Below are 4389 nucleotides of genomic sequence, written 5' to 3'. Positions count from 1 at the left end.
CTGCCCGCCGCGCTGCGTGCCACCGCCCGCGAGTTCTTCGCCATGTCGCCGGAGGTGAAGGGGCAGTACGCCGTCGGAGTCGGTGGTCGGGGCTGGATCGGCCCGGGCCTGGAGGCCAATGGCTACTCCGAGGGCACCGAAACACCTCCCGACCTGAAGGAGACCTACAACTCGGGCGCCCAGACACGAGTCGGCATCCCCGAGGTGGACGACTACTGGTTCGCTCCGGACGTCTGGCCCGCGGAGGCGCCACGGTTACGCGAACTGTTCACCGCGTGGACTGCGGCGTGCAAGAAGCTCTCCGACGATCTGCTCGCCCTGATGGCGGCGTCGCTGGGACTTTCCGGCAGCGAGAATCCTTTTCGCGACCTCGCGGGCTCAGCCACCTGGACGTCGAACATCAATCACTATCCGCCCATGACCGATGTCGGCGAGCCCGAGCCCGGGCAGTACCGCATCGGCCCGCACACCGACTTCGGCACCGTGACCATCCTCGACCGCGAGCCGGGCGCGGGTGGGTTGCAGGTCTACAGCGAGGAGGGTGGCTGGGCGGATGCGCCGTACGATCCGTCGGCGTTGACGGTCAACATCGGCGACCTGCTCGAGTACTGGTCGGGCGGCCGATGGCCCGCTGGCAGGCACCGTGTGCTGCCGCCGCAACCTGACGCCCCGGAAGAAGATCTCGTCTCGTTGATCTTCTTCTACGAGCTCAACCACGACGCCGTGGTGACTCCGCTCGAGCCGCCGGTCGGCAAGGTGGCCGGTCGCCCGCCCGTCACCAGCGGTGAATTCATCAGGGAGCGGCTCGACGCGATCACCGTCGGCTAGCGGTCGACCGTGCACCCGTTGCCGTCGACCGTGTGCTGAAAGTGGTTGAGTGGGCGTCCAATTCGTTCGAGAGTGCGCTGCTGTGGTCCACGGGGCTACTGTCGGGGAATGCGCTCACTGATCCCACTCGCCGCGCCAGTGGATCCCGCGCAGGCGCTGACGAGGATCGCGTGGTTGCTCGAGCGCGACAGGCAGAGCAGCTACCGTGTCGAGGCGTTCCGGCGTGCGGCCGCGACGGTCGTCGAGGTCGGTGATGACGAGATTCGACGACGCTCCGCGGAGGGCTCGCTGACCGCGTTGTCGGGCATCGGCAAGACCACCGCAGCCGTGATCGACGACGCCGTCTCCGGGACACTTCCCGACTACCTCGGCGGATTGCAGGCCCAGGCCGATCCCTTGACCGACACGGGAGCCGAGTCCGGCGACCTGCTCTACGAGGCGCTGCGTGGCGACCTCCACGCGCACACCACGTGGAGTGACGGCGGCGCGTCCATCGACGAAATGGCAGCGGCGGCAAGCGCTCTCGGACAGCAGTGGCTTGCGATCACCGATCACTCGCCGCGGCTGACCGTCGCCAATGGACTCTCGGCCGAGCGTCTCGATGCCCAGATCGGCGTCATCGAGCAGTTCAACGCGCGCGGCGAGTCCGACGTCACGCTGCTGACCGGGATCGAGGTCGACATCCTCGGCGACGGCACGCTCGACCAGTCTCCGGAGATGCTCGACCGCCTCGATGTCGTGACGGCGTCGGTGCATTCGAAGCTCAGAATGGACGCTGGCCCGATGACACGTCGGATGGTGGCCGCCGTCGAACATCCGCGGGTTCGCGTCCTCGGGCACTGCACCGGACGGCTGATCACCGGAGGACGCGGTAAGCGACCGCAGTCGACATTCGATGCGCACGAGGTGTTCTCCGCCTGCCGTGACACCGGAACCGCGGTCGAGATCAATTCGCGCCCCGAACGCGCCGACCCGCCCGACGACCTACTCGCGCTGGCACGGGATCTCGGCTGCCTTTTCGCCATCGACTCCGACGCGCATGCGCCCGGTCAGCTCGAGTTCAAGGCATTGGGTGCCCAGCGTGCCGAGGCGATGGGGATCGATCAGGACAGAGTCGTGACCACCTGGTCGTTGCGCCGCCTGCGAGAGTGGCTCGCAGACCCTCAGACCGCCTCGTCGTGAACACCGTCATGCGCGCGCCCGGCCGCCACGAACGCTGCAACGGAAATCACTGCGCAACAAGCCATCACGATGGCAAGCGGGCCCGCGGTGTCGGAACCGCGGATGCTCACCAGAGGTGACACAAGTGCGCCGAGCCCGAATTGCAGAGCACCCAGCACGGCAGACGCTGCACCGGCAGCTGATCCCACGTGGCTCATCGCAAGCCCGGTGGCGGTGCCGAACACCAGTCCGAGGCTGCTCACGCACACGAACAGGGGCACCGCGAGCCAACCCGTTGGCGCGCCGGTGGCGACCAGAACGCCGAAAGTGGCTGTCGCGAGGCACATCACGACCAACCCGGTGGCCACGATCCCGCGCAGCGAGCGAGTCGACGACAGTCTGGCGGCGAGTCCGCTCACCGCCATCAGCCCGAGTGCGTTGATTCCGAACATCAGGCCGTACACGCCGGAGCTGAGCCCCATCATGTCCTGATAGACGAACGGCGACGCCGAGATGTAGGACATCATGACCGCGAAGGCGAATGCGAATGCGGCGCTGTAACCGAGGAATCCGACGTCGAGTAACTCCGAGAAGCCGTTGCGAGGAGTGGAGTTTCGAGCGCTGTGTCGTCTCGAGCGCGGGAGGGTCTCGCGGATCACCGTCAGCGCCGACACCAGCATCAGCACTGAGATCGCGAGCACCACGCCGAGGACGCCGCGCCAGCCCAGCGGCGACACCAGGACACCGCCGAGAAGAGGGGCCACCACCGGCGCGACGCCGCCGACGATCATCATCAGGCTGAAGGCGCGTGCGGCTTGACGGCCCTCCGAGAGGTCGGAGATGATCGCCCGACCGATCACCATGCCCGCCGCGCCGCCGAGTCCCTGAGCAAACCGCGCTGCGACGAGCACGCCGATCGACGGCGCGAGAACAGCGACGATGCCTGCGACCACGCACAACGTGGCGCCTGCGATCAGCGGACCACGTCGCCCGAACCGATCAGACATCGGCCCGAAGACGAGCTGCCCGAGCGTGATGCCGACCAGGAACGCTGTCAGCGAGAGCTGAACGGCCGTCGCCGACGTCTGCAACTCCTCGGTCATCTGGGGGAAAGCAGGCAGGTAGAGGTCCGTGGCGAAAGGCGCCACCGCCGACAGCAGCGCGAGCACCACGAGCAGCAGTCCGCCGACGCCGGGCTTGCCGGTCGATGGTGCAGACGCGGACCGGTGTCCGCTCTCCGGCTGCGAAACAGAGGGGGATGGGGTGCGACCGTGTGCGTCGGTCGGCTGCGTGCCGCCGTCGGCGCGAGGGGAGGACGACATACTGGTCATCGAATCACGCGCCGCGCGGACCGGGGATTGCGCCCTCTACAGCGGATTGCGCTCTCGACTGGCGCGAGTGCTCTGACCGCGTCAGGGTGGACCTGAAACAGAGCAACCGGGCGACGTAGATCGTCGAGAGCAGGGAGTCGCGGGTGAACGCACCGATCATGTCCAAATCCGATGCCGCCGAGCTGATCATCGCCGCGCGAATCCGTGCAGGCCTGACGTGGGCCGAGATCGCAGACCGTATCGAGGCGCCGCTGGTGTGGACCGTCGCGGCCCTACTCGGAAAGCATCCGGTGCCCGCAGAGAAGGCCGAGATCGTCTGCGAACTACTCGGGCTCGGCCAAGGGGTCGCCGAGAGTCTGCGTCTGCAGCCTGCCCGTACCCGGGATGATGAACTGGTTACCGATCCGACGATCTACCGGTTCTACGAGGCACTCGCGGTCTACGGCCCTGCGCTCAAAGAGCTCATCCACGAGGAGTTCGGCGACGGCATCATGAGCGCGATCAACTTCAAGGTCGACATCGCCAGGCGGCCCGACCCCGACGGCGATCGCGTGGTGGTCACCTTCGACGGGAAGTTCCTCGATTACCGCTGGTGAACGCGATTCTGTGGCGCCGCACATATCCGTCGCGCCCACATCACCGGTAGCATTCCGTCGGATTTGTCCGACAAACGAAGGCAGGGCTGGCGATGGGTGCGGCGCGTGAAGGAATCGTCGGCGGTGCGCGGCGGCAAGCGGCACGCGGGGTGGGACTCGTGTCGAGCTATCTGCGGCCGTACTCGTCGGCACACGGCGTCGCCGATTGCGACGACGAATACCGCAGCGGCGACTGGGATTACCTCGCCAACGAGCAGGAGGCTCCGCGCTTCCACGTCGTCGCCGGGTACTGCCTGCGCACCTCACCCCGACCCCGAGTGCTCGAACTCGGCTGCGGCGAGGGGCTGTTGGCGCAGCGGCTCTCGCCTGCGCATTACACGGAGTTTCTCGGAGTCGACGCCGCGCAGGATGCCGTCGAGAAGGCTAGTGCGAGGGGGCTCGACCGCGCCGCGTTCGTGCAATCCGACGCCAGC

General features: G+C 67.3%; 5 protein-coding genes. 4 read left to right on the top strand and 1 reads right to left on the bottom strand.

Annotated features, from left to right (window positions below):
• Both A5777_RS18675 and A5777_RS18670 read left to right on the top strand, forming a co-directional pair.
• The coding region (locus tag A5777_RS18675; RefSeq protein WP_064863790.1) for an isopenicillin N synthase family dioxygenase at positions 1–828 on the top strand (828 nt) is incomplete at its 5' end.
• Between the two features lie 108 nt (positions 829–936).
• Positions 937–2010 carry a PHP domain-containing protein gene (locus A5777_RS18670; protein WP_064863789.1) on the top strand — a complete coding sequence of 358 codons (1074 nt, stop codon included), beginning with the start codon at positions 937–939 and terminating at the stop codon, positions 2008–2010.
• Here A5777_RS18670 and A5777_RS18665 read toward each other — a convergent pair.
• On the bottom strand, positions 1992–3320 hold the full coding sequence (locus A5777_RS18665; RefSeq protein WP_064863788.1) for a multidrug effflux MFS transporter: 1329 nt from the start codon (positions 3318–3320) through the stop codon (positions 1992–1994). The two genes, A5777_RS18670 and A5777_RS18665, sit on opposite strands and share 19 nt — an antisense overlap.
• Positions 3321–3463: 143 nt before the next feature.
• Here A5777_RS18665 and cynS point away from each other — a divergent pair, with 143 nt between their 5' ends.
• On the top strand, positions 3464–3916 hold the full coding sequence (gene cynS, locus A5777_RS18660; RefSeq protein WP_197502420.1) for a cyanase: 453 nt from the start codon (positions 3464–3466) through the stop codon (positions 3914–3916).
• Positions 3917–4074: 158 nt separating this feature from the next.
• The coding region (locus A5777_RS18655; RefSeq protein WP_231895113.1) for a class I SAM-dependent methyltransferase at positions 4075–4389 on the top strand (315 nt) is incomplete at its 3' end.

Source organism: Gordonia sp. 852002-10350_SCH5691597, assembly GCF_001665715.1.
GTDB classification, from domain to species: Bacteria; Actinomycetota; Actinomycetes; order Mycobacteriales; family Mycobacteriaceae; genus Gordonia; species Gordonia sputi.
This window is presented reverse-complemented; position numbering and strand designations above follow the sequence as displayed.